This window comes from Afipia massiliensis, assembly GCF_014203115.1.
GTDB classification, from domain to species: domain Bacteria; phylum Pseudomonadota; class Alphaproteobacteria; order Rhizobiales; family Xanthobacteraceae; genus Afipia; species Afipia massiliensis.
On record NZ_JACHIJ010000001.1, the window covers coordinates 657,671 to 684,511 of the forward strand.

At 60.9% G+C, this 26,841-nt stretch carries 24 protein-coding genes; 8 read left to right on the top strand and 16 right to left on the bottom strand.

Annotation, left to right across the window (positions count from 1 at the left end; genetic code table 11):
* The 9 genes from HNQ36_RS03075 to HNQ36_RS03115 all read right to left on the bottom strand — a co-directional run bounded on the left by HNQ36_RS03075 (nt 1) and on the right by HNQ36_RS03115 (nt 11,749).
* On the bottom strand, nt 1-1,524 hold the full coding sequence (locus HNQ36_RS03075; protein ID WP_184082459.1) for an SUMF1/EgtB/PvdO family nonheme iron enzyme: 1,524 nt from the start codon (nt 1,522-1,524) through the stop codon (nt 1-3).
* A 218-nt stretch (nt 1,525-1,742) separates the two neighbouring features.
* Nucleotides 1,743-3,461: an IlvD/Edd family dehydratase gene (locus HNQ36_RS03080; protein WP_184082460.1), complete on the bottom strand. Its 1,719-nt coding sequence runs from the start codon at nt 3,459-3,461 to the stop codon at nt 1,743-1,745.
* A gap of 97 nt (nt 3,462-3,558) precedes the next feature.
* Nucleotides 3,559-5,082, bottom strand: coding sequence for a UxaA family hydrolase (locus HNQ36_RS03085; protein ID WP_184082461.1), 1,524 nt, complete (start codon nt 5,080-5,082; stop codon nt 3,559-3,561).
* Nucleotides 5,083-5,157: 75 nt separating this feature from the next.
* Entirely contained in the window at nt 5,158-5,934 is a 777-nt protein-coding gene (locus tag HNQ36_RS03090; protein WP_184082462.1) for an HpcH/HpaI aldolase family protein, read from the bottom strand.
* 92 nt (nt 5,935-6,026) lie between these two features.
* Complete coding sequence (locus tag HNQ36_RS03095) at nt 6,027-7,112, bottom strand: malate/lactate/ureidoglycolate dehydrogenase (RefSeq protein ID WP_184082463.1); 1,086 nt, start codon at nt 7,110-7,112, stop codon at nt 6,027-6,029.
* Between the two features lie 3 nt (nt 7,113-7,115).
* On the bottom strand, nt 7,116-7,844 hold the full coding sequence (locus tag HNQ36_RS03100) for an ABC transporter ATP-binding protein (protein ID WP_184082464.1): 729 nt from the start codon (nt 7,842-7,844) through the stop codon (nt 7,116-7,118).
* Nucleotides 7,845-7,847: 3 nt separating this feature from the next.
* A complete protein-coding gene (locus HNQ36_RS03105; RefSeq protein ID WP_184082465.1) occupies nt 7,848-9,626 on the bottom strand; it encodes a branched-chain amino acid ABC transporter ATP-binding protein/permease in 1,779 nt (592 codons plus the stop codon).
* Nucleotides 9,623-10,498: a branched-chain amino acid ABC transporter permease gene (locus tag HNQ36_RS03110; protein WP_184082466.1), complete on the bottom strand. Its 876-nt coding sequence runs from the start codon at nt 10,496-10,498 to the stop codon at nt 9,623-9,625. Before HNQ36_RS03110 ends, HNQ36_RS03105 begins: the two co-directional genes overlap by 4 nt.
* Nucleotides 10,499-10,603: 105 nt before the next feature.
* Nucleotides 10,604-11,749, bottom strand: coding sequence for an ABC transporter substrate-binding protein (locus HNQ36_RS03115; protein WP_184082467.1), 1,146 nt, complete (start codon nt 11,747-11,749; stop codon nt 10,604-10,606).
* A gap of 303 nt (nt 11,750-12,052) precedes the next feature.
* Between HNQ36_RS03115 and HNQ36_RS03120 the strand changes: the two genes are divergently transcribed.
* Entirely contained in the window at nt 12,053-12,556 is a 504-nt protein-coding gene (locus HNQ36_RS03120; RefSeq protein WP_184082468.1) for a hypothetical protein, read from the top strand.
* 75 nt (nt 12,557-12,631) lie between these two features.
* Here HNQ36_RS03120 and HNQ36_RS03125 read toward each other — a convergent pair whose 3' ends face one another.
* Nucleotides 12,632-14,986, bottom strand: a complete 2,355-nt coding sequence (locus tag HNQ36_RS03125; protein ID WP_184082469.1) for an efflux RND transporter permease subunit — start codon at nt 14,984-14,986, stop codon at nt 12,632-12,634.
* 262 nt (nt 14,987-15,248) lie between these two features.
* Here HNQ36_RS03125 and trhO point away from each other — a divergent pair, with 262 nt between their 5' ends.
* From trhO to HNQ36_RS03160, 7 genes are all read left to right on the top strand, one after another.
* Complete coding sequence (gene trhO / locus HNQ36_RS03130; RefSeq protein ID WP_184082470.1) at nt 15,249-16,049, top strand: oxygen-dependent tRNA uridine(34) hydroxylase TrhO; 801 nt, start codon at nt 15,249-15,251, stop codon at nt 16,047-16,049.
* Nucleotides 16,042-16,260 (top strand): SlyX family protein, encoded by a 219-nt coding sequence (locus tag HNQ36_RS03135; RefSeq protein WP_184082471.1) that lies wholly within the window; start codon nt 16,042-16,044, stop codon nt 16,258-16,260. The genes trhO and HNQ36_RS03135 overlap by 8 nt, the downstream gene beginning before the upstream one ends.
* A gap of 129 nt (nt 16,261-16,389) precedes the next feature.
* Nucleotides 16,390-17,571 carry a substrate-binding domain-containing protein gene (locus tag HNQ36_RS03140; protein ID WP_184082472.1) on the top strand — a complete coding sequence of 394 codons (1,182 nt, stop codon included), beginning with the start codon at nt 16,390-16,392 and terminating at the stop codon, nt 17,569-17,571.
* 203 nt (nt 17,572-17,774) lie between these two features.
* Nucleotides 17,775-18,542 (top strand): ABC transporter ATP-binding protein, encoded by a 768-nt coding sequence (locus tag HNQ36_RS03145; protein ID WP_184082473.1) that lies wholly within the window; start codon nt 17,775-17,777, stop codon nt 18,540-18,542.
* Nucleotides 18,539-19,276, top strand: a complete 738-nt coding sequence (locus HNQ36_RS03150) for an ABC transporter ATP-binding protein (RefSeq protein ID WP_184082474.1) — start codon at nt 18,539-18,541, stop codon at nt 19,274-19,276. The genes HNQ36_RS03145 and HNQ36_RS03150 overlap by 4 nt, the downstream gene beginning before the upstream one ends.
* A complete protein-coding gene (locus tag HNQ36_RS03155) occupies nt 19,273-20,283 on the top strand; it encodes a branched-chain amino acid ABC transporter permease (protein ID WP_184082475.1) in 1,011 nt (336 codons plus the stop codon). Before HNQ36_RS03150 ends, HNQ36_RS03155 begins: the two co-directional genes overlap by 4 nt.
* Nucleotides 20,280-21,338 carry a branched-chain amino acid ABC transporter permease gene (locus HNQ36_RS03160; protein ID WP_184082476.1) on the top strand — a complete coding sequence of 353 codons (1,059 nt, stop codon included), beginning with the start codon at nt 20,280-20,282 and terminating at the stop codon, nt 21,336-21,338. Before HNQ36_RS03155 ends, HNQ36_RS03160 begins: the two co-directional genes overlap by 4 nt.
* Before the next feature lie 53 nt (nt 21,339-21,391).
* Here the strand turns inward: HNQ36_RS03160 and HNQ36_RS03165 are convergent, their stop codons facing one another.
* The 6 genes from HNQ36_RS03165 to HNQ36_RS03190 all read right to left on the bottom strand — a co-directional run bounded on the left by HNQ36_RS03165 (nt 21,392) and on the right by HNQ36_RS03190 (nt 26,671).
* A complete protein-coding gene (locus tag HNQ36_RS03165; protein ID WP_184082477.1) occupies nt 21,392-22,165 on the bottom strand; it encodes an esterase/lipase family protein in 774 nt (257 codons plus the stop codon).
* A gap of 203 nt (nt 22,166-22,368) precedes the next feature.
* A complete protein-coding gene (locus HNQ36_RS03170; RefSeq protein ID WP_184082478.1) occupies nt 22,369-23,658 on the bottom strand; it encodes a DUF445 domain-containing protein in 1,290 nt (429 codons plus the stop codon).
* A gap of 288 nt (nt 23,659-23,946) precedes the next feature.
* Nucleotides 23,947-24,441, bottom strand: a complete 495-nt coding sequence (locus tag HNQ36_RS03175; RefSeq protein ID WP_246395223.1) for a phasin family protein — start codon at nt 24,439-24,441, stop codon at nt 23,947-23,949.
* A 159-nt stretch (nt 24,442-24,600) separates the two neighbouring features.
* Nucleotides 24,601-25,197: a GNAT family N-acetyltransferase gene (locus tag HNQ36_RS03180; protein WP_184082480.1), complete on the bottom strand. Its 597-nt coding sequence runs from the start codon at nt 25,195-25,197 to the stop codon at nt 24,601-24,603.
* Nucleotides 25,194-26,288 (bottom strand): PHA/PHB synthase family protein, encoded by a 1,095-nt coding sequence (locus tag HNQ36_RS03185; RefSeq protein WP_184082481.1) that lies wholly within the window; start codon nt 26,286-26,288, stop codon nt 25,194-25,196. The genes HNQ36_RS03180 and HNQ36_RS03185 overlap by 4 nt, the downstream gene beginning before the upstream one ends.
* Nucleotides 26,285-26,671: a hypothetical protein gene (locus HNQ36_RS03190; protein WP_184082482.1), complete on the bottom strand. Its 387-nt coding sequence runs from the start codon at nt 26,669-26,671 to the stop codon at nt 26,285-26,287. The genes HNQ36_RS03185 and HNQ36_RS03190 overlap by 4 nt, the downstream gene beginning before the upstream one ends.
* Nucleotides 26,672-26,841 lie beyond the last annotated feature (170 nt).

A 26,841-nucleotide genomic window follows, 5' to 3' on the forward strand; every position in this document is an offset into this window, starting at 1 on the left:
CTATCGGGAGAGAGCAACGCGGAAGCCGTGGGTCGGATAGCGCACCGCGACATCGTATCGATCCCGACTCGCTGGCCGGGCCGAGTTCAGGCCGTTTCGCCACGAGCCTGACCGGAGCACGCGCGCGGAACAATCGCCGTCGGTCAGCCATGGCGAGCCGTCCGATGGCGCGCCCTGATAGTTCTTGTGCCAGCAATCCTCGACCCATTGATGGACGCTGCCACCCATCTCGTGAAGTCCAAACGGATTGGCCTTGAGGCTGCCGATCTTCATCGGCTGTTCGGTCGCGGCGCCATCGAGACAATTCTTGCAGTTGGCCATGCCGGACCGGAATTGATCTCCCCACCAGTACTTCGTCTGGGTGCCGCCGCGCGCGGCATATTCCCATTCCGCTTCGCTCGGAAGCCGATAGCTTTTTCCCGTCACCTGTGCGAGCCATGCCGTGAACGTCTTGGCATCTTTCCAGCTCACATCCGCGACGGGAGCGTCTTCTTTCCCCGTTGCCGTAAATCCGCAGGCCTTTGCTTCCGCGCACTCGTTCCATTCCCGCACCGCGACGGGATGCTTGCCGATAGAAAACGGCTTGATCGCAACCTGATGAACCGGCTTCTCCGTGATGTCGTCATTGCTTCCCATGGCGAAACTGCCTCCGGGCAGCGAGACCATGTCCGGCTCCCTGACCGGCTGAGGCGGGGGTTGCTTTGTCGCGGGCACAGCTGTCGTAATAGACGTTTTCGGTGCAACTTGAGGAACTACAGGCGGTGGCGGTAGCGTCGTCTTCGCGACGTCTGCCGGAGGCAGAATCGCAACAGGCGGGCGGCTGGCCATTTGGCTGTCCGACCGGTTCAACAGATACCAAAGCACGCCGCCTGCAAGAGCCAGAACAACGATGGTCGCCGCAGCCAACAGTGCAATCAAGGGCCGTACGCGGCTCTCCGTCATCGCGGACGGATCGGGCAAGACCCGATAGACCCGCACCGGATCGGTGATGTTCTTGACCTGGCGATCGCCGAGCGACTGGTAGCCGCAGACGAGCTTGTGCTTGACCTGCTCGTAGATCCCACCCGAAATGAAAATCTGCCCCGGCGTGGCGATGCCTTCGAGGCGCGCGGCCACATTCACGCCGTCGCCGTACACATCCTCATCTTCGATAATGACGTCGCCGAGATTGACCCCGATGCGGTACACGATCCAGTGTTCCCGCGGCAGTGACGCATTTCGTCCGACCATGCTCTGCTGAATGACGATGCCGCACCGGACGGCCTCGACCGGACTGTCGAAGATCGCGATAAAGCCATCGCCCGTTGTCTTGACCAGTCTGCCGTGATGTTCCGCAATGGTCGGCTCGACCAGCTCGCGCTCGATACGCTTGACCCGCGCGTAAGTCCCGTCTTCATCGATCTGCATCAGGCGGCTATAGCCCGAGATGTCGCCCGCAATGATAGCCGCGAGGCGACGCGATGTTGCGTCGTGCGAATTTTCCTCGTCGTTTCCCGAATGGAGGTGACGAATTTCGCCGCGCATGCTCAGCGCCTCACCATCGAAACACGCAACTTTCGTCGCGGCAATCTTACCTTGCCGCTCTGCAGCCAACTGGCGCGAAAGCTACGCCTAACGGCCTGTTCCGACAATTACCTGAAAGATGCTCAATGCGGTTCCCAATGGGTCAGCGCACCTGCCTGATGGTGGGAAGCGAGACCTAATCCAGCAGAGCTAGTCAGAACGAGTCCGGTTCGCCAGATTTACCGCTTAAGTCCAGCGGGACCTTCTCGCCGCATGAAATCGAAGTCGCAGCCCTCGTCCGCCTGCGTGATGGTTTCATGAAACAGATGTGCGTAGCCCCGCGCGGCCCATTCGGGGGTTGACGGTTTCGGCAATGCACTCTGGCGCTGCGTCAGTTCGACTTCATCAACGAGTAGATCGATGCGCCGTTTTGGGACATCGAGCCGGATCATGTCGCCGGTCTGCACCAGCGCCAACGGCCCGCCGACCGCGGATTCCGGCGTGATGTGCAGCACGATGGTGCCGAAGGCCGTACCGCTCATGCGCGCGTCGGAAATCCGCACCATATCCTTGACGCCCGTGCGCAAAATCTTCTGCGGAATCGGCAGATAACCGGCTTCCGGCATGCCCGGCGCGCCCTTCGGTCCGGCATTACGCAACACCAGTACATCGTCAGCAGTGACATCGAGAGCGGGATCATCGACCCGCAGAGTCATGTCCTCAACAGACTCAAACACCACCGCGCGTCCGGTGTGCTGCAACAGCTTGGGGCTCGCCGCCGAATGCTTGATGATCGCGCCGCGCGGCGCGAGGTTACCGTGCAGCACCGCCATTGCGCCTTCCGGTGTGATCGGGTTGGTTCGCGGCCGGATCGCGTCCTGCCCCGGCACTTCTTCCGCGTTGGCGACGACATCGCGCAATGTGCCCCCGGCCACGGTCTTCTGATCGAGATCGATCAGGTCGCCGAGTTGCTTCATCAGCTTCGGTACACCGCCCGCGTGATGAAAATGCTCCATGTAATGTGAGCCAGAGGGCTTGAGATCGATCAGCACCGGCACGTCTCTGCCCAATTGATCGAACGCGGCAAGATCGATGCGATGTTCGGTCCGGTTGGCTATAGCTGTCAGATGGATCAGCCCGTTGGTCGATCCGCCGATCGCTTGCAGCACCACCTGGGCATTCCTGAAGGCAGCAGGCGTCAGCAATTCGCTTGGACGCGGTCCGCCGGTCACAGCCATTTCGGCCGCGCGCTTGCCGCTCAACTCGGCCGAGCGCACTCGCTCGGAGTGCGGCGCGGGGATCGTCGCGCTCATCGGCAGCGACAGTCCAAGCGTTTCGGTGATGCATGCCATGGTGCTGGCGGTACCCATCACCATGCAGGTGCCCACGGACGGCGCGAGACGACCGTTGACCGCCTCGATCTCGGCCTCGTCGATCTCACCCGCGCGAAATTTCCCCCACATACGGCGGCAATCGGTGCAGGCACCCAGCACCTCGCCCTTGTGATGCCCGACCACCATCGGCCCCACCGGAATAACCACCGTCGGCAGATCGGCGCTCACCGCAGCCATGATCTGCGCGGGCAGCGTCTTGTCGCAGCCGCCAATCACCACCACCGCGTCCATCGGCTGGGCGCGGATCATCTCCTCGGTGTCCATCGCCATCAGGTTGCGCAGGTACATCGAGGTCGGGAACGAGAAGCTTTCGGCGATGGAAATGGTCGGAAACACCATGGGCATCGCGCCGGCCAACATCACGCCGCGCTTCACCGCTTCGATGAGCTGCGGAACGTTGCCGTGGCAGGGATTGTAGTCGCTGTAGGTGTTGGTGATGCCGACGATGGGACGCTCCAGCGCGTCGTCGGAATAGCCCATCGCCTTGATGAAGGCCTTGCGCAGGAACAGCGAAAATCCCGGATCGCCGTAGCTGGTCAGCCCCTTCTTGAGACCCTTGGTCATCTTGCTTCCCGTCGCATTGATTTGCGGCGGCACATTAGAAGCATTTCAACAGCGTGGCAAAGCGGCCGTTACATCGTCGCCCCAAGCACCCGGCGCGCTACATCGTAGCGCCTAATACCCAAGGCGCAAACTCCGCAGCGCCGAAATCGAACGCCTCGCTCTTGGTCTGCTCCCCGGAGGCCACCCGCAGGATCAGCTCGAAAATGCGCTGGCCGCATTGCTGCACGGTTTCGTCGCCGTCCAGAATGGTCCCGCAATTGACATCCATGTCGTCTTCCATGCGGCGGAACATCGGCGTGTTGGTCGCGAGCTTGATCGACGGCGACGGCTTGCAGCCGAACACGCTGCCACGGCCGGTGGTGAAACAGACGAGGTTCGCGCCGCCTGCCACCTGCCCCGTCGCAGCCACCGGATCGAAACCCGGCGTGTCCATGAAGGTGAAGCCCTTCTTCGTAACCGGCTCGGCATACCCCACCACGTCGACAAGATTCGTGCTCCCGGCCTTGGCCATCGCGCCGAGAGACTTCTCAAGAATAGTGGTCAGACCGCCGGCCTTGTTGCCGGGGCTGGGATTGGAGTCCATCTCCGCGCCATTGCGCTGGGTGTAATCTTCCCACCAGCGCATCAGCGCGACGAGCTTCTCGCCGACTTCCGGGCTGACCGCGCGACGCGTCAGGAGATGCTCCGCGCCATAGGTCTCAGGCGTTTCGGACAGGATCACAGAGCCGCCGTGCCGCACCAGCAGATCGCTGGCCGCGCCGAGCGCCGGATTGGCCGACACGCCGGAGTAGCCATCCGAGCCGCCGCATTGAAGCGCGACCATCAACTCGCTCGCCGGACACGGTTCACGCTTGACGTTGTTGGATTCCGCCAAAACCTCGTGAACGAAGGCCACCGCCTTTTCCACGGTCTTCCGCGAACCACCCACATCCTGAATATCCAGCGAGCGCAGGCGCCCCGCGAGTCTCTGCTCTTCGAGAAAACCGCCGATCTGGTTCATCTCACAGCCGAGACCCAGGATGATCACATGCGAGAAATTCACATGGCGCGCGTAGCCGCCGAGCGTCCGGCGCAGCACGGTCAGCGGTTCAAGCTGCGTCATGCCGCAACCGGTCTTGTGGGTCAGCGCGACGACGCCGTCGACGTTGGGAAATTTCGCCAGCGGATCGTGGCCGGTGAACGGATTTTTCCTGAACACGTCGGCGACGAGACCGGCGACATGCGCGCTGCAGTTCACCGAGGTGAGAATGCCGATGTAGTTGCGCGTCGCGACGCGGCCGTCGGGACGGCGGATGCCCTGAAAAGTCGCCGGCAGATCGAAGTTCGGCGTCGGCCTCACATCCACGCCATACGCGTAGTCTTTCGAGAACTCCCCCATGCCGATGTTCTGCACATGGACGTGCTGACCCGGCGCAATGGCTTGGGTGGCAAAGCCGATGATCTGGCCGTAGCGCTTTACCGGCTCGCCCACCGCAATGGGTTTCACCGCCACCTTGTGGCCTGCAGGAATTCGCTCAGTCGCCGCGACGCCTTGCGCTACCTCCGCGCCGGGCAGCAGCGCCGCTCGCGCGATAACCACGCTGTCATCGGCATGCAGACGGATCACGGGTGTCGGGGCCATGGCTATTATCCTTTTTGGCTCTGGCGTATTCACCCCTCCCGCATACGGGAGAGGTGAAAAGTAGGTTGGCGGTTTCTACGCCTTGCCGCCGGAGTTTTTCCGCGTCTCCGCGATGTGGCTCTTGGCGGACATCGCGAGCAACCCGCTGTCGTTCAGGATCGTCACCAGCTTGAAGCCGCGTTCGATGGCGAGCGCGGCCCCTGCCGCACCACTGCAATGAATGCCCGGGAAGATTCCGCGCTTGTCGCATTCCTTCACGATCCGCTCATAGATCTTGATGATCTCCGGCTCGGTGCGGTCGAGCGTCGGATGAAGACCGTATGAGAAGCCAAGGTCGGAAGGACCGATGTAGACGCCTGCGACGCCCTTCACGTCGAGGATCGACTCGAGGTTCTCGACCGCCGTCTTGGTCTCGATCATCGGAATGCACAGCGTCTCGTCATTGGCGGTCTGCTGATAGATGCCGGCGGAGCCATACATCATGGCGCGGATCGGACCGTTGCTGCGGGTGCCGCGCGGCGGATATTTCGCGGCGGCGACGAAGCGCTCGGCTTCTTCCCTGGTGTTGATCATCGGACAGATCACGCCATAGGCGCCGCCGTCGAGAACCTTGCCGATGATGCCGGGTTCGTTCCACGGCACGCGCACCATCGGCGTCACCGGATGCGCCTGCATCGCCTGGAAGCACTGGATCATCGACTGATAGTCCTGCACGCCATGCTGCATATCGACCGTGACGCTGTCGAAGCCGCATTGCGCCATCACCTCGGCGGAGAATCCGGAGGGGATCGCGAGCCAGCCGTTGACGACCACCTTGCCCGCAGCCCAGACTTCCTTGACCTTGTTTGCCATTCGTTCGTTTCCCGTTTCTGTTTTGATTGTTGTGGCTTGATTTGGGCGCGGGTCATGCATGGGCAACCCTCCGGCTACCCCCGATCCTCGCCCTATCCGGCGGCCTTGGCAACGGCAGCATCATCGATCCCGACCGAGCGCGCAGTGGCCGTGATGGAATTCCAGGTTTCCTCGGTGAGCGGCACGCCGTTCTTGGTGCGGTCGGCGCGCGTCGCGGCTTCCGGTTCGCCCGGAATCAGGACCGCGTCGTGACCTTGCGCCAGCTTGCTGTCCTTGAAATAGGCGATGTAGCGCGCGACTTCGCCGTCGAAGAAATGCGCGGGATCAACGACCTTCGGATCGATGAAGATTGCCAGCATGCCGTTGGAAAAGCGCCGATCAGTCTTGGTTGCGCCGTTGCCGGTCAGCGCGCCGCCCAGCAGTTCGCACATCAGCGCGAGGCCTGAGCCCTTGTGGTCGCCGAAGGCGCGGATCGCGCCCTTGCCCTGCGCATGCACGCGCGGACCGTCGGCTTCATAAGGCCCGTAAAGAACATGCGGGTCTTCGCTCATGCTGCCGTCTTCATCGACCAGTGCGCCCTTCGGCAGTTTCTTGCCGCCGCGGCTCGCCACCATGACCTTGCCTTCGGCGACGATCGAGGTCGCGAAATCCAGCACGACAGGCCCCTGCCCCGGACGCGGAATGCCGACGCAATACGGCGCGGTGGAGAGCTTGCGTGCGACACCGCCGTAAGGTGCCACCAGAACGGAGCCTGCCGCGTTGACGAAGTAGATCGAGACCAGCCCTTCGGCCGCAGCCATTTCCGCCCAGTCGCCGACGCGTCCAAGATGACCGGAGTTTTTTAGCGTCATGGCCGAAAGCCCGTTGGCCTTGCACTTGTCGATACCGACCCGCACCGCCTGCGGCGTCACCGTCTGGCCGTAGCCGAAGCCACCGTCGAATACGGCGAGCGACGGCGTATCCACAACCAGCTTGATGGTCTGGTCGGGGATGATCGCCCCCTCTTTCGCCCACTTCACATATTGCGGGACGCGGATGACGCCGTGGCTGTCGTGCCCGGTGAGATTCGCCGTGGTCAGATAGGTGGCGATGCGCTCGGCCTCGGCTTTCGAAGAGCCTGCGCGCGAAAAAATATCGGAAACGAAGCCGATCAGCTTCTGGGAGTTGATTGTAACCATGATTTAAACAGTTGCCTTGGTATGGCCGCCTAGATAAGCGGCTCTGATTGCTTCGTTACCCCACAGCTCGTCAGGCTTGCCGCCGAGGGCGAGGCGGCCAGTCTCCAGCACGTAGCCATAATCGGCGACGGACAATCCCATTCGCGCATTTTGCTCGACAAGTAAAACGGTCGTATCGCGGCGGATTTCGGCGATGATGCGGAACACCGCCTGCACGATCACCGGCGCGAGGCCGAGCGAAGGCTCATCGAGCAGCAGCAGGCGGGGCTTCGCCATCAGCCCCCGCGCCACCGCGACCATCTGCAATTGTCCGCCCGACAGCGTCCAGCCGAGCTTGTCGGCGAAAGCACGGATGTCGGGAAACAGGTCGAACATCGCATCCGCTTCACGCGACAGTTGAGCCTTGGCCACCCGGCGGTTCGAAGCGCCGAGCATGATGTTCTCTTTTACCGTGAGCCCGGGAAATACCCGCCGCCCCTCCGGCACATGCGAGATGCCGAGCCGCACGATGGCTTCAGGACCGAGACCCACGATGGACTTGCCTTCGAACAGGATTTCTCCGGCAGCAGGCTTTGCAAGGCCGGAGATGGCACGCAGCGTGGTGGATTTTCCTGCGCCGTTGGAGCCGAGCAGCGTTACCACCTGTCCTGTGTCCACCTTCAGCGAGATGCCGCGCAGCGCTTCAATTTCGCCGTAGAGCACGATGAGGTCATTGATCTCGAGCAGCGCCATGACTTACTCCGTCCCGAGATATGCGGAAATGACGTCAGGATGCTGCAGCACCGCCAGCGACTCACCGTCGGCAATACGCTTTCCGAAGTTCAGTACCGTGATGTGCTGTGCCGCCTCGCGCACGAGAGTCATATCGTGATCGATAATGAGGATGGTCAATCCCTGTGCCGCGATGCGCTTGAGCAGGTCATGCAGTTCGACTTTCTCGCTGGAATTCAGTCCCGCCGCCGGTTCATCCAGCAACAACAACACCGGATTGCCGGCGAGCGCGCGGGCGATTTCTATCAGCCGCTGATGGCCGTAAGAGAAGCTGGAGACCAGTTCGTTGGCCCGTCCACCCAGCCCGACAAACGTGAGAGCCGACATCGCGCGTTGCGTCAGTGCGTCCTGCCCTCCTTCGCCGATCAATGTATTGCCTGGACGTTCCGCGCCGATCACCACGTTCTCCAGCGCCGTCATTGAGCGGAACAGCCGTATGTTCTGGAAGGTACGGCCGAGACCCGCCGCCGTGCGCTGATGCGCCGGCATGTCCGTCACATCGGTGCCGTCGAGCACGATCTTTCCTGACGTGGTCTTGTAGAGGCCCGAGAGCATGTTGAGCGTGGTGGTCTTTCCAGACCCGTTGGGGCCGATCAGCGCATGCACGCTGCCCCGGCGGACCGACAGATCGACCTTGTCGACCGCTTTCAGGCCACCAAAATGTTTCGACAGCCCTATCACTTCGAGAACCATGTCCCCGCCGGTCTGTGCCGGTTTGAGCAGCAACGCAGGACTTGCGATATGGGGTGGCGTTTTCGCCCGCCATTTGGTGATCAGTTCCTGAACGAAGCCCCAGATGCCATCCGGCATGAAGCGCACGATTAGGATCACGAACAGACCGTAAATGGCGAGGTACAACCCCGGTATGGTTTTGAGAAAACGCAGCCATTCCGGAATAAGGATCAGCAGGCCGGTACCGATGGCCGCTCCGATTGGCGACGCCACGCCGCCGAGCAACGCCATGGTCAGGAATACGATCGACTCGGCAAACGAGAACTGATCCGGGCTGACGTAGGAGAATCCGCCGGCGTAGAGCCCGCCGCCGATGCCGCCGAGCAATGCGGAGAGTGCGAACGCGGCCACCTTGGTGCGAAAGATGTCGATGCCCGCCACGCCAGCGGCGAGTTCGTTGTCGCGAACCGCGCGCATCGCCCGGCCGATCCGCGTGTCAGGCAGGTGCCAGACGATGTATCCAATCAGAGCTAGCGCTGCGACGCAAAAAGCCAGGAAGGACTGCTGCGACTGGAACAATGCAGGCCGGCCGATTTTCGAGATGCCGTCGGGACCGCGCGTGAGCCAGATCGCGTTGATCATGACCAAGGTCACGATCTGCTGAAACGAGATCGTCACCATCGCGAGGTAGTGACCGCCGAGCTTCAGCGTTGTCATGCCCAGCACAGCGCCCGCGAGCAGTGCGAGCAACGATCCACCGATGAGGCATACCCAGAAGTTGATCTGGTAATCGGCGGTGCCGAGACCGACGACATAAGCGCCGAGGCCGAAGAACGCCGCCTGCGCCAGATTGATCTGTCCACACAGACCGAGCACGATCGATAATCCGAACACGGCGATCGCGAACGTCGTGGCCTGCATCAGGATGTTGAGGACATATCCATCGAAGCTCATCGTGGCCGCCGCGAACACGGCGACCGCGGCCGCGATGAAATACGGCAAGTGGCGCAGCACCAGTGGGGTGGAACGCATGGTGGCGATGACGGGCATGTTTTCGCTGGGCACGCTCATGCTTTTTCCGCCACGCGTTCGCCGAAGATACCTTGCGGACGAAAGACCAGAAACGCGATCAGCACGAGGAATGCGAACGCATCCTTGTAAGGCACGGACACGTAAGCCGCCCCGAAGGTCTCGATGATGCCAAGCGCGATGCCGCCGATGATCGCACCCGTGACGTCACCGAAACCGCCGATAATGGTGGCGGCGAATGCCTTCAGCGCGATGGTCGCGCCCATCTGAATCGAGACGAACAGAATGGGAGCCACCAGAATGCCAGCCAGCCCTCCGAGCACCGCGGAGTATATGAACGTGATCATGATCATGCTGGACACCGAGATGCCAAGCAGCGACGCCATCTCCTTGTCCTGCGAGGTCGCCTGCAGTTTCTTGCCGAGCATCGTGTGCTCGAAAAACCAGTAATTCAGGATCACCAGCGCGATGGTGACGGCAATGATCAGCAGATACTGGCTGTCGAGATAGACCGGCCCCAACTGGATGCCCGGCGTCTCGAACCAGCCTTCCAGCACTTGCGGCGCAGGCCCGTAGATCGCCAGCACCGAGTTGGCCAGAAAGATCGACGCACCGATGGTGGCGATGATGACTGGCAGGAAGGTGCGGTGGCGCAGCGGATAATAAACCCCGAGATTGAAGATCACGCCGAACAGCGCCATCCCTCCCAGCGAGATCAGGAACGACAGCCAGTACGGCCATTGCAGATCGACTGCAAACACCACCATCAGGAATGCCGCCACCATCGAAAACTCGCCCTGGGCGAAGTTCACCACGTTGGTCGCACGGAAAATCAGCACAAATCCCAGCGCCACAAGCGCGTAAACCGAGCCGATACCGATGCCCGTGAAGAGCAACTGAAGAACCTGATCCATGAAAATCGACTTTCGGGATTCGTCGCGATCGGAAGGATGACCGGCTCATATCGAGACATGCTCAAGGAAATGCGGCGGCTCCCCTGAAGAAAGCCGCCGCGACGATCACTTGGCCGCTTCGATATGCTTCTCGAAGACGATATTTCCCTTCTCGTTCTTCACGATGTTGTAGCCGTGAAGGCCGTCGCCGTTGGCGTCGAAGTTGTATTCACCCTCCGCGCCGTCATGCTTCTTGATCGCGAGGATCGCCGTGCGGACCTTCTCAGGTTCCGTCGACTTCGCGGTGTTCATCGCCTTCGCCAGCACATTGACCGCGTCGTAAGTCCAGGCGCTCTGGTTGTCAGGCGCGAGCTTGTAGGCATCGCGATAGGCCTTGCCATACGCCTTGGCTGCCGGGCTCGAATCTTCGGCATAATCGGCAACGCCGTAAGTCCCGTACAGCGACGCGCCCGCAAGACGCGTCGATGACACACCGACGATGGATGGCGAGCCGACCCACGGAATGTTGACGCCAAGCTGGCGCAACTGACGGGCGAAGATGCCGAGATCGTTCTCGAAGGTGAAATAAGAGCCCAGAACGTCTGCGCCCGATTGCTTGATCGCCAGCACCACCGGGGTGAAATCCTGGCTCTGGTTCGCATAGCCTTGGACCAGCACCGGCGTCACGCCAAGTTTGCTCAATCCCTCGGCGAGCGCCTTGCCGCCTGCCGTACCGAACGCGTCGGTGGAATGCAGCACCGCCCATTTCTTCTTGCCGAGCGTGTTGGTGCCGTAGTCAGCAATCACTCTCCCGGAATAGCTATCATTGGGGCGAAAGCGAAACAGCCACTTGTTGCCCATATGGGTGAGGTTTGGATCGGTCCCACCGATCGCCATCGGTTTGCCAAGCTTCAGAACGTCCGGCGCCATCGCGTGGACCTGGGTCGAGCGGATCGAGCCGAGGAAGGCGACGATATCCTGCTGGGCGGCGAGCTTGGAGAATGCGAGGACAACACCCGGGTTCGTAGTCTGGTCATCTTCGGTAATGAGTTCGACCTGCTTGCCGAGAATACCGCCAGCCTTGTTGACGGCATCGAGCGCCAGCTTTGCGCCGTTGAGGGCGAACTTGCCCTGCTCGGCGGCCGATCCGGTCACCGGAAGAACCATGCCGATCTTGATGGTGGCGCCTTGGGCTCCGGCGCTTTTGATGAATGCTGGCGCCGCAAGAGTTGCGGCGACGCCGACAGAAAAATCGCGTCGCGTTAATTTCATTCGTCGTCCTCCCAAATGACCGTGCTTTTGTCCGCCGGCCTTGGGGAGGATTAGATGTCCGAAAAACCAGATTGTCCATCGATCCGAGGAGGAAATATTTCAAACATCCGATCATTGCGCTGCAACGCGCGAAATGACCGGAAGACGCCCGGAAATCGCCAGATACCCATCCGTCATAAGACTGACAGGAAACGCCTTCTGGCGATTTTGTCATTTTGGTGCACTGCGCTACATTTTCGGGTGAACCAAAGCGTGCTATGAGCGACCAATACTTATCGCGACCGCAACCGATGGTGTTTAGCAATGTCTTTTCCCGCTTCGAGTTTTGATTTTCGGCGTTTCCGCAGCGCGACCTTGGCCACAGCCGTTCTGATGGTCCCGGCATTCGCGCAGGCCGATTCCGCCCCGTTTGCCAATTTTGCAGGCAACTGGTCTGGCAACGGCACGATCACCATCGCGGAGGGCGGAACGGAGCGCATCCGCTGCCGTGGCACCTACACCGTCGATGGCAGCGGTAACAACCTTCATCAGGTTCTGCGCTGCGCTAGCGACAGCTATAGATTTGAGCTGACCAGCGACATCGCAGCCAGGGGTGGCAACATCACCGGCTCCTGGAGTGAAGCCAGCCGCGGCGTCAACGGCACCGTCGAGGGCAGCATCGCGAATGGCCAAGTAAGCGCCCTGGTCCAGACCAACGGTTACGCTGCGAGTTTCAACGTCACGACCCGCGGCAACAAGCAATCGGTCAATATCAGTTCCAAGGGCGAGCTTCGCGGCGTCACGATCAGCCTGGCGCGCAGCAACTAAGCCCTGCAATCGACCATCAAAAAAGCCCGCCGATAAGAAATCGGCGGGCTTTTTGCTGTCCGGGATGACGTCTGCCTACTTGCTGCGCATTGCCGCCTTCAGGCGATGCGACGTGCTCATCAGCCACATCGCCGTCGGCCGAAGGATGAAGAGATCGGCAATCAGCGCCGCGATCATCGAGAAGGCGCTGAGCCAGCCGAACAGGCGCAGCGACGGCAGATCCGAGAACACCGTCACTACCAGGCCGCACGCCAGCACCACCGTGGTCAGGATCAAAGCCGGCCCGACCAATACGGTGGCGCGCTCGACCGCCTGCGCTTCGTCGACACCGGGCTTTTCCTCCAGCCGCAGCCGGTTGAGGAAATGGATGGTCGCGCTCAATCCAAGGCCAAACGATACGGTCAGTGCGACCACGCTGGCGAATTGCAGCCCCTCCCCCAGAAACCACAACACGGTTCCTGACAGCACCACCGGGAAGATGCCGGGAAGGATGCTCGCGAACATCACCACTACGGAGCGGAACGCCAGTCCGATGAAAACTGCAACCAGAAGAAACTCGATGGTGAGGCCGGCATTGAGCTTGCCGATCATGCTGGCACTGTTTCGCGCCGCGATGGCGGACAGACCAGTCACGGCGACATTGTAACCGGGATGTGCGCTTCGGACCGCGCCCATCGCCGCGTCGAGCTTATCGACCGTCGGCAAAATCTGGCTGGAGTCGAGATCCGGCACCCGCCCCGACACCACCACCGCGTCCTCATTCTCGGAGATGAAGCGCCGCGACAGATACTTCGGCAGCAGATCGACATATTCCTTCAGGATCGCCACGTCCGAGCGTCCGGCTTTTTCGGCCAGCCAGCGCCGCAGCGTCTCGATCGACCACACGTTGCCGACACCCGCCTGCTTTTCAATGATGGTGTGAACGGCCGCGATGGTATCGAGCGTTTCCTTATCGTAGAGCGATTTACCCTTCGGGAATTCGATCAGCACGTCGATCGGATTGGCGCCGGTGAGCTTGGCGTCGAGGCGACTGGAAGCTTCGACCGCCTGCTGCTTGTCCGGAACCTGATCGGCGAGCCGGTAACGCGGTTCAAGGCTCGCATAGATAATGCCGAGACCGAGCACCACAAGCAGCGCAATCAGACTGAAAAGACCCGGACGGCCGACCATTCGCTTGGCGATAAACGCGCAGAACGCGCGCAAGGCTTCGACACCCCTGTCCGCGCCCTTGATCTTGGTGGCAAGCAGATTTTCCTTGCGGACCAACAGCACACCGAACACCGGCACCAGCGACAGTACCGCGATCAGCGCGATGATCGTCGCCATCAGGCCTGCTTCGCCGAAGGTGCGGATCAGGTCGGAGTCGGAGAACTGCAACGCGAGGAACGAGAGCGCGGCGGTGCCATGGGTCAGCACGCAGGCTGGACCGACCACCAGCACGGCGTTGCGGAAGGCCGTGTATTTGTCCTCGCCCGCAATCAAACGATCACGCGCAGCGAAGGTGAGCTGCATCGAGTCCGCAAAACTGATGACCATGATGAGCGGCGTCATCACGTTCAGGAACATGTTGAGGCTGAATCCGAGCCAGCCCAGCGTGCCGATCGAGAGCAGGATCGCCAGCAGCGGCGGAAATGCCGCGACAATCATGAACGAGATACGGCGGAAGAAAATGATCGCGATGATGCAGCCAGCCAGAATACCCGCGATGTTGTAGGTCAAGCCGTCACGCTCGACAGCGTTACGGATTTCAAGCTGCATCACTGGCACGCCGGACAACTGGCTGCTGAGACCTGTTCCCTCCAGATCGTCCACCATCGTCTTGCGGACTTCGCCGATGGTGGTGTTGAGTCCCTTGTTGCCGACGATCGTGGGGTCCAGCGCCAGTACGATCAGCGCCAGCGTGCCGTCGTCCGACAGCAACTTGCCGCGAATGACCTCGTTGGCTTTGACCGTCTGGATAAACGCATCGTAGGCGGCGCCTTCCGGCAGCGTTTCCGGGAACAGCGCAGCGGGCAGCTTGCCGCCTTCGGGCGGCTGCCGCGCAGAAAAGAGAGAGATAATGCCGCGCGTACCGTCGATCAATTGCAGGTCGGTGACCAGATCGCGGAGCTTCTCGAGCGAGGCGCGCTCGAGCAGCGACTTGCCTTCCACGACCACCAGCACGTCATACTCGCTGGACGGGAAGCGCTTGGTCACTTCCTCATATTGCTTGTATTCGGGCGTATCGGAGCGAAACAGCTGGCTCAGCGAATCGTCGATCTTGATGCGCTGGATGCCGAAAACCGCGACGACACAGAGCGCCAGCAGAATCGCGGCCGCCGTGCGGGGCGCGCGCAGCGCGATCAGCCCGATCCGTTCCAGACCGAACGCAATGCTGAAGTGTTGCTTTCCGGAATCGCTGTGGGCGGGCTCTTTTGAAATCTGGTGCAACTGGACAGTTCCGATTCGAAGGTAAGCCGACGTTTTATCTAGCAGATTCCGCGGGCACGCGAGGCATGCTACCAAATAAAGCAGGACTAAGTAGCCTCCACGACACATCCCGCTACGTTCGGCATACCACCTCACTGGAACGCAACACCGTCCATGGGGCCAAATTTGCCCCAAAATGCGGCAAATCAGACGGTCTGCCGCGGTCCGCCGAAACCGAATACCGGCTTTTTATGCGCCGCCTGGTGCTGATATAACCCCCGCCATGTCGTACAAAGTCGCCGCCTTTTATCAGTTTGTCGCCCTCCCCGATTTCGAAGCCCTGCGGGAGCCGCTGCGCAATATGTGCGTGGCACTCGACGTGCGGGGCATCATCCTGCTCGCTGCAGAGGGCATTAATGGGACCGTCGCCGGCCGCGAGGTCGCCATCGACGCCCTGATGAACCAGTTGCAACACGGCGCCTTGTTCGGCGGCCGCCTGGACGGTCTGGAGCTGAAGTTCTCGACCGCCTCCGACATGCCGTTCAACCGGATGAAGGTCCGGCTGAAAAAGGAGATCGTGCGGCTGGGCGATCCGGAAACCGATCCGAACGCCAAGGTCGGCATCTATGTCGATGCGGCGGACTGGAACGCGCTCATCAAACAGGATGACGTGATGCTGCTCGACACCCGCAACGCTTTCGAGGTCGAGATGGGCACATTCGACGGCGCGATCGATCCGAAGATTTCCCGTTTCGGTGAATTCCCTGATTTTGCCGGCCGGACGCTCGACCCGAACAAGCACAAGAAAATCGCGATGTTCTGCACCGGCGGCATCCGCTGCGAAAAGGCCAGCTCCTACCTGCTGTCGCAGGGTTTTAATGAGGTCTATCACCTCAAGGGCGGCATCCTGAAATATCTCGAGGACGTCCCGCAGGAGCAAAGCCTGTGGCGCGGCGAATGCTTCGTGTTCGACCAGCGCATCGCGCTCGGCCACGGGCTGAGCGAGCGTCAGGCAGTGCGCGGAGACGGAGCGGATCACACCGACGCAACCGAAATCGAGATGAGCGAGCAGGCCAATGATTGAAACCCCCTCGCCCGTCGCGCGGATCGATGCGCTGGAAATCCGGATCGTTCATCTGGATGAGACCATCGAGGCCCTGAACACGACCATCACCGCGCAATGGAAGCAGATCGATGCCCTGAGCCGCGAGATGCTTAACCTGCGCGAACGGCTCGAAGACGCCGAGATGAAATCGGGCGCGGGCCCCACGAATGAGCCGCCGCCGCATTACTGAGCAGTGTCACAACTGTGACAACCAAGGCCTGCTGACAATTCATCGTCCTGATCCGTGGATGTCTGCAAAAAAATTGGTAATTCCAGCGCGGGCATGTATCGTCCCCTCAAGGAAATGGGGAGGACATCAATGCGTAAGATTGCAATTCTCGCAGGCGTCGCGGCTGTGCTGGCTGCAGCACCGGCATCCGCGCAAGATCTGAAGATCGCGCTGATTTACGGCAAGACCGGACCGCTGGAAGCCTATGCCAAGCAGACCGAGAACGGCCTGCGCATGGGTCTGGAATACGCCACCAAGAACACCATGACGGTCGATGGCCGCAAGATCGTCCTCATCACCAAGGACGATCAGGGCAAGCCGGACCTCGCCAAGGCGGCGCTGGCCGAAGCCTATCAGGACGACAAGGTCGATCTCGCGATCGGCACGACCGCTTCGGGCGCGGCACTAGCCATGCTGCCGGTCGCCGAAGAAAACAAGAAAGTGCTGATCGTCGAGCCGGCCGTCGCCGACGCGATCACTGGCGAAAAGTGGAATCGCTACATCTTCCGTACCGGACGTAACTCGTCGCAGGACGCGATCTCCAACGCGGTCGCCATCGGCAAGCAGGGCGTGACCATCGCAACCCTCGGCCAGGACAACGCCTTCGGCCGCGACGGTGTCGCAGCGTTCAAGGAAGCGCTCTCCAAGACCGGCGCAACGCTGGCAGCGGAAGAATACGTTCCGCCCGCGACCACCGACTTCACCGCCGCAGGTCAGCGCCTGTTCGACGCACTGAAGGACAAGCCGGGCCGCAAGATCATCTGGGTGATCTGGGCCGGCGGCGGCGATCCGCTGACCAAGATCCAGGACATGGACCCGAAGCGCTACAGCATCGAGCTCTCCACCGGCGGCAACATCCTGCCCGCGCTCGCCGCCTACAAGCGGCTGCCCGGTATGGAAGGCGCCACCTATTACTATTACGGCATCCCGAAGAATCCGATCAACGAGTGGCTCGTCACCGAGCACCAGAAGCGCTTCAACGCGCCGCCGGACTTCTTCACGGCGGGCGGCTTCGCCGCGGCGATGGCTGCGGTCACCGCCGTGCAGAAGGCGAAGTCGACCGACACCGAGAAGCTGATCGCGGCGATGGAAGGCATGGAGTTCGATACGCCGAAGGGCAAGATGATGTTCCGCAAGGAAGATCATCAGGCGCTGCAGAGCATGTATCACTTCCGCGTCAAGGTCGATCCGAACCTCGCATGGGCCGACAACGAGCTGGTGCGCGAACTCAAGATCGAGGACATGCAGATCCCGATCAAGAACAAGCGGTAAGAACTGTTCGACTCAACTCTTCACCTCTCCCCGCCTGCGGGGAGAGGTCGGAGACTGAGCAGCAAGCGTCGCTGCACATTCAATGTCGTCCCCGCGAAAGCGGGGACCCATAACAACAAAGCGTTTTCAACGACCGTAGGAGAACCATACTCAGGGAGTATGGGTCCCCGCTTTCGCGGGGACGACAACATGATGATTGCTCCATGACCCTTACCCTCGAGACCCGCGACCTGACCATCCGTTTCGGCGGCCATGTCGCCGTCAACAAGGTGAGCTGCACGTTTCGCCCCGGCGAACTGACGGCCATCGTCGGCCCCAACGGCGCCGGCAAGACCACCTATTTCAACCTCATCTCCGGACAGCTTCGCCCCTCAGCCGGCGACGTCCTGCTCGCGGGCGAGAACATCACCGGCCTCACCGCTCCCCTGCGCACGCGCAAGGGCCTCGGCCGCGCCTTTCAGCTAACCAATCTTTTCCCGAACCTGAGCGTTGAGGAAAACGTCCGCCTCGCCGTGCAGGCCGCCTCCGGGGTGCACTATGAGATGCTGCGCCCATGGATGAAGCGCCGCGACCTGATCGAACGCGCCGACGCCATTCTCGACTCAATCGCGCTCGGCAACCGCCGCGCGGTTCCGGCCGCAGCGTTGTCGCACGGCGATCAGCGCAAGCTGGAAGTCGCGTTGATGATGGCACTGGAGCCGAAGGTCTTTATGTTCGATGAACCGACCGCAGGCATGAGCGTCGATGAGGTGCCGGTGGTGCTCGATCTCATCGCCCGGCTGAAGCAGGACCAGAGCAAGATCATCCTGCTGGTCGAACACAAGATGGACGTGGTGCGCTCGCTCGCGGACCGCATCATCGTTTTGCACAACGGGCAACTGGTCGCCGACGGCAAGCCCGCCGAGGTGATCGCCTCGCCGATCGTGCAGGAGGCCTATCTCGGCATCGCGCCTGGAAAGACCGCCGCATGAGCCAAGGTCTTGAAAATAGCGCGCTGAAGCTCGACGGCGTCCACACCCACATCGCGCAGTATCACATCCTGCATGGCGTCGATCTCAATGTGCCGGAAGGCCAGATCACCATGCTGCTCGGCCGCAACGGCGCGGGCAAGACCACGACGCTGCGCACCATCATGGGGCTGTCGCCGCCCTCCTCCGGCACGATCACACTGGCAGGCCAGCGCACCGAAAAGAAACTCACACCAGACATCGCCAGCATGGGCGTGGGCTATGTGCCCGAATCCATGTCGGTGTTCTCCGATCTGACCGTGAAGGAAAACCTGATCCTTGCGGCGCGCGAAGGGCCGCTCGACGACACGCGCCTGCAATGGATCTTTGGATTCTTTCCGGCGCTGAAGCGCTTCTGGCTATCGCGCGCGGGATCGCTCTCCGGCGGACAAAAGCAGATGCTGTCCATCGCCCGCGCCATTGTCGAGCCGCGCAAGCTGTTGTTGATCGACGAACCAACCAAGGGCCTCGCCCCCGCCATCGTTGTCGGTCTGATCGAATGCCTCGCCGAGGTCAAAAAGCGCGGCGCGACTATCCTGCTGGTCGAGCAGAATTTCCGCGTGGCCCAGGAAGTCGGCGACAACGTGCTGGTGATGGACAACGGCAAGATTGTGCATCGCGGCGCAATGGCAGAACTCGCAAACGATACATCGTTGCAGGAAAAGCTGCTGGGTCTCAGCCTCGAGGCGCACCAATGACCGATCTCACCGCCTCCGAACCGCTCCCGCAGACCAAGCGCGACGTCATTCCCCTGCTGCTGCCTGTTGCGCTTGCACTCGTCGTGATCCCCTTCATCGGCTCTCCGAGCACATGGGTCACTCTGACGGTCGCCAGTCTCGCCATGGGCATGATGATCTTCATCATGGCGTCGGGTCTCACGCTGGTGTTCGGCCTGATGGATGTCCTGAACTTCGGCCACGGCGCGTTCATCGCGGTCGGCGCGTATGTTGCGACATTGGTGCTGGTTCCAATGGCCGGATACGTGCAGGCCGACTCGCTTTGGCTTAACCTTGTCGCACTGGCCCCTGCCGCTTTGCTGGCGATGGCGGTATCCGGCGCGCTCGGCCTCGTGTTCGAGCGCGTGCTCATTCTCCCGGTCTATGGCAGCCACCTCAAGCAGATCCTGATCACCATGGGCGGCCTTATCGTGGCTGAGCAATTGCTCTACGCGCTGTGGGGACCGCAACGCATTCCGCTGCCGTTGCCGACATCACTTCGCGGCTCTTTTATCTTCGGTGACATCGCCATCTCCAAATATCGCGTGCTGGCGATGATCGTCGGCCTCGTTGTGTTTGGCCTGGTGCTGCTGGTTCTGAACCGCACCAAGATCGGCCTCCTGATCCGCGCGGGCGTCGAGAACCGCGAAATGGTCGAGGCGCTCGGCTATCGCATCAAGCGGCTGTTCCTCGGCGTGTTCATGGCAGGCTCCGCGCTCGCCGGCCTCGGCGGCATCATGTGGGCGCTCTATCGCGAGGAGGTGCACGCCTCCATGGGCGGCGACCTGACGGTGCTGATATTCATCGTCATCATCATTGGTGGCCTGGGCTCCATCGGCGGCTGCTTCATCGGCGCAATCCTCGTGGCGATGATAGCCAACTACGGCGGCTTCCTGATCCCGAAACTGGCGCTGATTTCGAACATCCTGCTGATGGTGGCGATATTGATGTGGCGGCCCCGCGGACTCTACCCGGTGACAAATCGATGATGATCCTTTCCGGCGATCCGCCGCGCAGCCGCGTTCTCAGCCTCCTGCTTATCGTCATTGTGACGATGCTGGCGCTGGCACCGTTCCTGTTTCCCGGGGCCAAGGCGATGAACGTCGCCACCAAGATCTGCATCTTCGCAGCATTGGTGGCGTCGTACGATCTGCTGCTGGGATACACCGGCACGGTGTCATTCGCGCACACGATGTTCTACGGCATCGGCAGCTACGCCATCGCGATTGCGCTCTATGCAATGGGGCCGACATGGGCGAGCGTCGCCACCGGCATTGTTATCGGCCTGCCGCTGGCGGCGCTGCTCGCTCTCGGCATCGGGCTGTTCTCGCTGCGCGTGCAGGCGATTTTCTTCGCGATGATCACGCTCGCTGTGGCATCTGCATTTCTGGTGCTGGCCTCTCAGTTATCGTGGTTGACCGGCGGCGACGACGGCCGCAGCTTCCAGCTTCCCGAACTGTTGCGGCCCGGCACCGTTCTCATCTCCAAGAATGTCTTCGGCTTCGAGTTCAACGGCCGCACGCTAACCTATTACATCGTGTTCTTCGGTTCGGCGGCGATGATCCTCACGCTGCTGCGGATCGTGAACTCGCCATTCGGACGCGTGCTGCAGGCCGTGCGCGAAAACCGTTTCCGCGCCGAAGCGCTCGGCTACCGCACCGTGTTTCACCTCACATGGGCCAATGTGCTGGCCGCTCTCGTCGCCGCGTGCGCCGGTATGCTGAATTCATTGTGGCTGCGTTATGCCGGGCCGGAGACATCGCTCTCCTTCATCATCATGGTCGATATTCTACTGATGGTGGTGATCGGCGGCATGGGCACGATGTACGGCGCGGTGATCGGGGCAGCGATGTTCATTCTCGCGGAGAACTATCTGCAAACGCTGATGGGCATGGCCGCGAAGGCCACCGCAGGCGCGGGCATCCCGGTGCTACCGGACCTGCTGCATCCCGACCGCTGGCTACTTTGGCTGGGGCTGCTGTTCATCGCCAGCGTGTACTTTTTCCCCACGGGCGTGGTCGGCAAGTTGCGCGGGAAGAACTGACATAAAAATGGCCGGGACAAGCCCGGCCATAAGCAGCGTTATCCAATTTACGTTCAGCGCGCCGGATCTGGGTAAACCAGGCTTCGCCATCCGCTACGGTCGAACGGCTTCCACTCACCTTCCGGCTGCGCGAGTCTTTCGGCCACAGCATAGACGATCGCCGGATGATGGCCCATGCCGCAATGGCTGGCGCCCTGCACTTCGATGTTCTCCGCAAACGTTCCCGGCTGCTCGATGCAGTTCTGCCACGCGCAGATTCCATCGGTACGGCTGAAGATCGCCGTCGTCGGCACCGGCGGCGTCTTCGACATCTCGCCCCCGAAGTCGGGGTTATGATTGTCAGCGCTCTGTCCGCTGACGGCTTCATAGGTGCGCCACGCATTGGTCGCTCGCGGGCTGCCGCCGAACGGGCTGCCGAGCGTGATAACCGAGCGCACGCGATCCGGCATCATCTTCGCAAGCTGGCGCGCGTAGATCCCGCCAAGGCTCCATCCCACCAGGCTGACCTTGCGGCCGTGGGTCTCGTTAAGATCCTGCACAAGGTTCAACATCGCGTCCTGAACCCCGGCGCGCGGGCCAAAGTTGCGGCCGAGGCCCCACCCGCTCACGGCATAGCCGCGGCTCTTGAGAAACGAACGCAGCGGTCGCGTCGCGGTATCGCTGGTGATCAGTCCCGGAAGCACCAGCACCGGATGACCATCACCTTTGGGAGCAAGGCTAAGCAGCGGAAGCGCGCCAAGGAAGGCGCCGAATTCGTTGATGGCGCGCGCCTCCAGGAGCATCAGCAATCTGGACGGCGGGCGAAGCGTCTGGGCAGCAGCGGACATCCGATTTCCTTTTCGTCAGTACGTTTCCGGCTTTCGGCCGGCACGACAAAATCAATTCCGGTATGCGAAACGAATCAACACAGCACGCTAGGCGACGCACATCTATTCAAGCTAGGGGGCAAATTCCGCCATTTCAAGCCGCCTGCGTCGCGTTTGAAACAGGTGTTGCATATCTCCGACAGGCCGGATTTTCGCGTGGATAATCAGAGTGTTTTGAGCACCACCTCTGCGGTGTGGAGCGCAAGTCCTGCAAGCCCCCCGATCAACGCGCCGTTGAAACGGATGTATTGCAGGTCCTTGCCGATGTTGATTTCGATAAGGTTGATCAGCTGCTTCATGTCCCATGACTTGACCTGATCCGAGATGAAACGCGACACGCCGCTCTTCTGATCCGCAATGAAGCTGCGCAGCACGGCAACGATGCCTTTGTTGATTTCGTCGCGCATTTCGCTGTCGGCGCGAAGTTGAGTTCCGGCCTCCACGAACACGTTGGTCAAATGATATTGCAGAACATTACTTTCGCCGCTCGCGTTCCTGTCGATGAACGCCTTGACGTTGGCCCAGATGTCGCGCGTGAGCGCGGCCAGTTCAGGGCGCGCTAGCAGATCGCGCTTCAATCCGTCGATACGATCCGCGTAAGCTTTGTCATTCGCCAGCTTGTCGGGAAGCGTCAGTAGAATGCGATCGATCTCGTCCCGAAACGGATGTTTCGGATCGGCGTGCACCTCTTCGAAGAATGACGTGGCCGATGCCGCGATCCTCTTCAGCAGGAATTTGTCCGCGCGGTAGAGCTTCAGCAGGGTCGGAAGTTCATTGCGGATTTTCTCGCGGAGAAGCGCGAGCGTCTCGGGCTTGTTGAGCGAGTCGTGAATCGCCTGCAGCAGATCGTCGAGCATTCCCTTGTGGCGCCCCTCGGCGATGAAGCCGCGCAGCGTGCCGGCCGCCAGCGGCGCGAGATCGACGCTCTGCAACTGCGTGACGATGCGGCGCGTAAAGTACGATTTCAGCCCGGATGTCTCGGCGGCCGTCAGCGCCTCCGGCAACAGGCGAAGGACGAAACGCGCGAGATCCGAACTCTTCTTGGCGTCGGTCAGCCAGTCCGAAATAAAAGATGCGAAATCGACCTCGCGCAGTTTGGCGTCAACCGGCGCGGGGCTGAGGAAATGCACCTCGATGAATTCGCCGAGTTTCTCGGCGATTCGGTGCTGATTTTGCTGGATGATGGCGGTGTGGGGGATCGGCAGTCCCAGCGGACGCCGGAACAAGGCAACTACCGCATACCAATCGGCCAATCCGCCGATCGTCGCCGCCTCCGCGAACGCTGCGAGAAAACCGAAGCCCGGATGCACGCGCTCCATCATTTTCGCGATGACGAGCACAACGACGCAGCCCGCGAGGACGAGCGTCGCCAGCATCTTGACCCGGCGCAGTTCGGCGGCGCGCGCGATATCGCCCGCATCCGCGATCAGCACGAATTTCTCGGTGTCAGACATGATCGATCCCGGTCAACCGACATTGCATCGCGGACCCGCTCCCGTCAAAGGAGCTAGTGATCCGGTTCTGACATTCGTATCACTTCTCGACCGGCACCTTTTACGAATGTCAGAACCAAAGGATCACTAGAATTGTAATTGCTAGTGTCCTTTCGTATCCGACGTTCGCTCGGAAGGCGCTGCAGAGTGAAGCGAACGTCGGATACGGGACACTAGTTCGCGGCAAACAAAGGCCCGCACGAGGCGGGCCTTTGGTCGTCGAATTGTGAGGTAGTCGGGGCCGCGCTATCAGGCCGACTTGGTGTAGGACGCAACCTTGGAGAAGTTGTCCTGCGCGGTCTTCGCACCGTCGGCGATCAGCTTGCCGAAGTACTCGGTGGTCGCCTTGGCGCGGGCCATCACGACTTCACCCTGGGCGCGGAGCAGGTCGCCCTGGATCGTCACGGCTTCGTTCAGCGACTTGGCCGAGGCCAGCTTGTCGATGCCAGCGAACAGTGCCTGCGCGTCGTCGTAGACGGCCTGCTGGATGTTGCGGGAAATCTTCGCGGTCTCGCTGACCGAACCGGCAACTGCGGTCTCGATCGCCGAGGTCACCTTCTCCGAACCGGTGTGGATTTCAGCAGCGCGGTCCTTGGCGGTGCCGGCAGCCTTCTTCACGAACTCACGAGCAGCTTCGGGAACTTCCATGTTCTGGAAATTCTTGAGCGCGTCGGTGACGGGCGCGAAAGCGGTCTTGACGGTGTTCAGCACGGACTCGGCGTTGAAAGAATTGGTGTTGGTCATGTTCGTCTCCATCCTCAGGGTTTGAGCTATGGGCTCACCCCGTCCGGTATGGCCCGGGGCACGGGTGTTATGCCAAAGTCTATGACGCGCCGCAACATTAATGTTGCGACGCATCATCACGAAATCGTGACTAAGATAAACTTTAGCTAATTTAATGACTTAGCCAACAGCCTCGGTTACACCGTAGGCTTCGAGCTGGGCGCGAACCTTGGAGACATTGTGGCCGAGGACCACGATATCGTGAGTCTTTCCAGCCAGATCCCTCACCTGATCGTGCAACAGGGCCTCTGCCTTGAAGCCAAGGCTTTCGAACAGGGCAATCGCCCCGGTCTGATCGACCGTCATCTGGGCCACGATCTTCTCCAGCCCTGATCCCAACGCCAGCGCGAAGGTTTCCTGCGACAACGCGCGGCCCACGCCAAGGCCGCGAACGTCCTTGGACACCACCATGCGGATTTCACCGACATGCGGCGACCACGACAGAAGGTCCCGCACGATGGTGCCGCAGCCCACCACCGCACTGCCCTTCACCGCCAGCAGGCTGGTCATGCCGCCGCGCTCGATCTCCTTGATCCAGGCGGAGAGCACCTTGGGCTCGCTGATGTTGCGCGGAATGAACAGCAGATCATGGACCGGCAGCTTTTGCGCGAAAGCGAGGACCGCCGCCTCGTCCGCCGCAGTCATATGGCGAAATTCGATTTCACCGCCTTCGGTCATAACGCGGCGCGGATAGGAACGGACTTCGGTGCTGTTCATGTTGATCGCTCACTTAACCAGGAATCGAGTTTGGGCCAGAGACGCTTGATGGCGTTCGCGCCGGCGACGAGGCTGACATGGCCGCCCTTGAGGATAACCTCGGTCTTGTCGGTCGATCCGATCTTCTCGATCAGATGCTTCGCAGCCTCATAGGGTACAATGTGATCGTGTTCGGCAACCGCATGCAGCACCGGCACCGTGATCTTGGAAAGATCCGCAGCGCGCCCACCGACAGTCATCGTGCCGTTGTAGAGCTTGTTGTCCCACATCAGATCTTTTGTTGTGGTCCGGAAATATTCGCCGGCGAGCGGCAGCGTATCCTGTGCCCAGCGGTCGAACATCCGGTAGGATTTTACGAACTCATCGTTCCAGATGTTTTCCCAGAGCTGGATCTGCCCCACGGCGCGCGACGCTGGCCGCAGCATTTCAAATGACGACAGGATCATTTCGGGCGGGACATTGCCGACACTGTCGACCAATTGATCCACGTTGAAATAGCGCCGGTCGGAAAAATTCTGGAACAGCTTCATCTGACGGAAGTCGATTGGCGTCGTGAAGCAGACCAGATTCTTCATCGGACCGTCATGGAAAATCGATCCGTACAGCAACGACAGCACGCCGCCGAAACAATAGCCGATCACATTGACGTCGGTCTCGCCGGAATCCTCCTGAACGCGACGAATGCAATCCGGAATGAAACCGAGGACATAGTCCTCCATGCGCAGCGATTTTTCCTCAGGCCGCGGCGCACTCCAGTCGAGCATGTAGACATCGAATCCCTTCTTGAGCAGGAATTCGATGAAGCTCTGGCCCGGCACCATGTCGAGGATGTAGCCGCGATTGGTCGTCGCCATCACGATCAGAATCGGGATGCGATAGATTTCATCCGCCAACGGCCGATAGTGATAGAGATTCATCGTGCCTTTGGAATGGATGATATCCTTCGGCGTCGATCCAAGCGCGGGACCGGACGACGCGAAATACTCCACGCCCTTGATGCTGCGCTGAATCGCGCGCTGAACCTCGCTCTGGATGCGTTCACCGACCTGCGCGATATCCGGCACCGCGCTCGCGCTTGCTTGTACGTTCATGGCGTGCCTCCTCCGGACGCGGACGGCGGCTGCTTCGTGCGCGGCGGTCGTGGCGGGGCGATGCCGTTCCCCTGCGACGCGACGTCGGCGTGAACGCGGTTCAGCAGCGCCCTGATCTCGTTCAATTGGCTTTCGATCGATTGCAGCCGTTCGCCCATGCTGACCATCTGCGCGCGACTGGGTAGATTCATGCTGACCAGATAGCGCTCCATCAGATCGCCGACGGTTTTCTGCGCGCCGACCGAAGCGCCAGTGAGTTGGTGCGTGACCTTACTGAATTGCTCCGACCCCATGACCTGATTGGCCATGGCGTTGAAACCCTTCTCCATCTCGGCAAGCATGGTGTGCCACACCTGCACCGGATCGGTCGGTTTGTCGGACATACTGGCGCCCCTCCGGAAGCGTTAACGAGTGGCCGTTGAACCGGCTTTTTTGCCATTCCATACCGTTGCGGGACCGGGGTCAACATAAACGGGCAAGACGTCGCGCCCGCCTTCTGCAAGGCCCAAAAGCGTGCCATAGGGTATTAACTTTATTCATTTCGAGGGATGCC

Excerpts from the sequence above, each read along its gene's own strand:
- HNQ36_RS03075 (WP_184082459.1), bottom strand. The coding sequence starts at position 1,524 with ATGCGCGGCGAAATTCGTCACCTCCATTCGGGAAACGACGAGGAAAAT.
- HNQ36_RS03080 (WP_184082460.1), bottom strand. The coding sequence starts at position 3,461 with ATGACCAAGGGTCTCAAGAAGGGGCTGACCAGCTACGGCGATCCGGGA.
- HNQ36_RS03085 (WP_184082461.1), bottom strand. The coding sequence starts at position 5,082 with ATGGCCCCGACACCCGTGATCCGTCTGCATGCCGATGACAGCGTGGTT.
- HNQ36_RS03090 (WP_184082462.1), bottom strand. The coding sequence starts at position 5,934 with ATGGCAAACAAGGTCAAGGAAGTCTGGGCTGCGGGCAAGGTGGTCGTC.
- HNQ36_RS03095 (WP_184082463.1), bottom strand. The coding sequence starts at position 7,112 with ATGGTTACAATCAACTCCCAGAAGCTGATCGGCTTCGTTTCCGATATT.
- HNQ36_RS03100 (WP_184082464.1), bottom strand. The coding sequence starts at position 7,844 with ATGGCGCTGCTCGAGATCAATGACCTCATCGTGCTCTACGGCGAAATT.
- HNQ36_RS03105 (WP_184082465.1), bottom strand. The coding sequence starts at position 9,626 with ATGAGCGTGCCCAGCGAAAACATGCCCGTCATCGCCACCATGCGTTCC.
- HNQ36_RS03110 (WP_184082466.1), bottom strand. The coding sequence starts at position 10,498 with ATGGATCAGGTTCTTCAGTTGCTCTTCACGGGCATCGGTATCGGCTCG.
- HNQ36_RS03115 (WP_184082467.1), bottom strand. The coding sequence starts at position 11,749 with ATGAAATTAACGCGACGCGATTTTTCTGTCGGCGTCGCCGCAACTCTT.
- HNQ36_RS03120 (WP_184082468.1), top strand. The coding sequence starts at position 12,053 with ATGTCTTTTCCCGCTTCGAGTTTTGATTTTCGGCGTTTCCGCAGCGCG.
- trhO (WP_184082470.1), top strand. The coding sequence starts at position 15,249 with ATGTCGTACAAAGTCGCCGCCTTTTATCAGTTTGTCGCCCTCCCCGAT.
- HNQ36_RS03135 (WP_184082471.1), top strand. The coding sequence starts at position 16,042 with ATGATTGAAACCCCCTCGCCCGTCGCGCGGATCGATGCGCTGGAAATC.
- HNQ36_RS03140 (WP_184082472.1), top strand. The coding sequence starts at position 16,390 with ATGCGTAAGATTGCAATTCTCGCAGGCGTCGCGGCTGTGCTGGCTGCA.
- HNQ36_RS03145 (WP_184082473.1), top strand. The coding sequence starts at position 17,775 with ATGACCCTTACCCTCGAGACCCGCGACCTGACCATCCGTTTCGGCGGC.
- HNQ36_RS03150 (WP_184082474.1), top strand. The coding sequence starts at position 18,539 with ATGAGCCAAGGTCTTGAAAATAGCGCGCTGAAGCTCGACGGCGTCCAC.
- HNQ36_RS03155 (WP_184082475.1), top strand. The coding sequence starts at position 19,273 with ATGACCGATCTCACCGCCTCCGAACCGCTCCCGCAGACCAAGCGCGAC.
- HNQ36_RS03160 (WP_184082476.1), top strand. The coding sequence starts at position 20,280 with ATGATGATCCTTTCCGGCGATCCGCCGCGCAGCCGCGTTCTCAGCCTC.
- HNQ36_RS03165 (WP_184082477.1), bottom strand. The coding sequence starts at position 22,165 with ATGTCCGCTGCTGCCCAGACGCTTCGCCCGCCGTCCAGATTGCTGATG.
- HNQ36_RS03170 (WP_184082478.1), bottom strand. The coding sequence starts at position 23,658 with ATGTCTGACACCGAGAAATTCGTGCTGATCGCGGATGCGGGCGATATC.
- HNQ36_RS03175 (WP_246395223.1), bottom strand. The coding sequence starts at position 24,441 with ATGACCAACACCAATTCTTTCAACGCCGAGTCCGTGCTGAACACCGTC.
- HNQ36_RS03180 (WP_184082480.1), bottom strand. The coding sequence starts at position 25,197 with ATGAACAGCACCGAAGTCCGTTCCTATCCGCGCCGCGTTATGACCGAA.
- HNQ36_RS03185 (WP_184082481.1), bottom strand. The coding sequence starts at position 26,288 with ATGAACGTACAAGCAAGCGCGAGCGCGGTGCCGGATATCGCGCAGGTC.
- HNQ36_RS03190 (WP_184082482.1), bottom strand. The coding sequence starts at position 26,671 with ATGTCCGACAAACCGACCGATCCGGTGCAGGTGTGGCACACCATGCTT.